Origin of the sequence: Aquirufa aurantiipilula (genome assembly GCF_019923745.1) — a bacterium.
GTDB lineage: Bacteria > Bacteroidota > Bacteroidia > Cytophagales > Spirosomataceae > Aquirufa > Aquirufa aurantiipilula.
Genome location: NZ_JAANOG010000021.1, coordinates 1,909 through 3,584, shown reverse-complemented (window position 1 = coordinate 3,584; position 1,676 = coordinate 1,909). Strand labels below are relative to the sequence as shown.

Annotated in this window: 1 rRNA gene (running past one end of the window); it reads right to left on the bottom strand. The window is 46.4% G+C overall.

Going from position 1 to position 1,676, the window contains the following annotated elements:
• Positions 1–1,540 (bottom strand): 23S ribosomal RNA (locus G9H60_RS13105) (it extends 1,389 nt beyond the left edge of the window).
• Positions 1,541–1,676 lie beyond the last annotated feature (136 nt).

The window sequence follows — 1,676 nt, the reverse complement described above, 5'->3', positions numbered from 1 at the left end:
GATTACTCGCTACACTCGTTTTGGCATTGCTGCCGCCTCTCAAAGACACTATTCCGTCAGTATCTGGTAACCCATTCTCTCCGTCATCTATTTGCCCAATAAGTAAGTACAGGAATATTAACCTGTTGTGCATTAGGTTGTCGCTCTCGCTAGACCCTTAGCCCCCGACTAACCCTCAGTTGATTAGCATAGCTGAGGAAACCTTAGTCTTTCGGCGTGAGGGTTTCTCGCCCTCATTATCGTTACTCATGCCTACATTTGCTTTTCTGATCGCTCCAGCCAAGCTTGTCGCTCAACCTTCGCCGCAATCAGAATGCTCCCCTACCAGTATATAAATATAATCCAAAGCTTCGGTACTTTACTTGATGCCCGTTTATTATCGATGCCCGCCTCGCTCGACCAGTGAGCTGTTACGCACTCTTTAAATGAATAGCTGCTTCCAAGCTAACATCCTGGCTGTCACTGCAATCAGACTTCCTTAGTTCAACTTAGTAAAGATTTTGGGACCTTAGCTGTTGGTCTGGGTTCTTTCCCTCTCGGATTGGGACCTTAGCACCCCAACCCTCACTCCCGGGTATATTTTAAGCCATTCAGAGTTCGTCAGGATTTGGTAGGATTTGACTCCCCCTAGTCCTATCGGTAGCTTTACCTGCTTAAAACTTGACCCCGAGGCTGTTCCTAAAAACATTTCGGGGAGTACGAGCTATTTCTCAGTTTGATTGGCCTTTCACCCCTACCCACAAGTCATCCAAATACTTTTCAACGTAAACTGGTTCGGTCCTCCACTCCGTTTTACCGGAGCTTCAACCTGCTCATGGGTAGATCACAAAGTTTCGCGTCTACTCCCACTGACTAAGCGCCCTATTCAGACTCGCTTTCGCTCCGGCTGCTCACATCTATGTGATTAACCTCGCCAGTGAAAGTAACTCGTAGGCTCATTATGCAAAAGGCACGCCGTCACCCCACGAAAGGGCTCCGACCGCTTGTAAGCGTATGGTTTCAGGGTCTTTTCACCCCCTTACTCAGGGTACTTTTCACCTTTCCTTCACAGTACTCGTTCACTATCGGTCTCTTGGTAGTATTTAGCCTTACCGGATGGTGCCGGCAGATTCAAAGGGGATTTCTCCAGTCCCCCCCTACTCAGGATACTCCTACAATGAAATAAACTTACCAATACAGGGCTCTCACCTTCTACGGCCCGCCTTCCCAGACAGTTCTCGTTCATTTATATCATCGATATCGAAGTCCTACAACCCCAGTCTTGCCGCAACAACACTGGTTTGGGCTAATCCGCGTTCGCTCGCCACTACTTACGGAATCACTTTTGTTTTCTCTTCCTCTGCTTACTTAGATGTTTCAGTTCAGCAGGTTTGCCTTCTATTATATAGAATACTAGATCTTCAATCTAGTGGGTTGCCCCATTCGGAAATCTTCGGATTAAAGGTCTTGTGCACCTCCCCGAAGCTTATCGCAGCTTAACACGTCCTTCATCGCCTCCAAGAGCCTAGGCATCCCCCATACGCCCTTATTTCACTTACTCTCTAATATCTTCATGCCCGAAGGCAATCGCTATCTATTTTTGCTCTTACTCTTTACTTTATTCTCACAATATGTCAAAGAACCTTGTGTAAAATCTCTTAATAAATTAAGATACTCTACATCGTTTCCCAAATTTA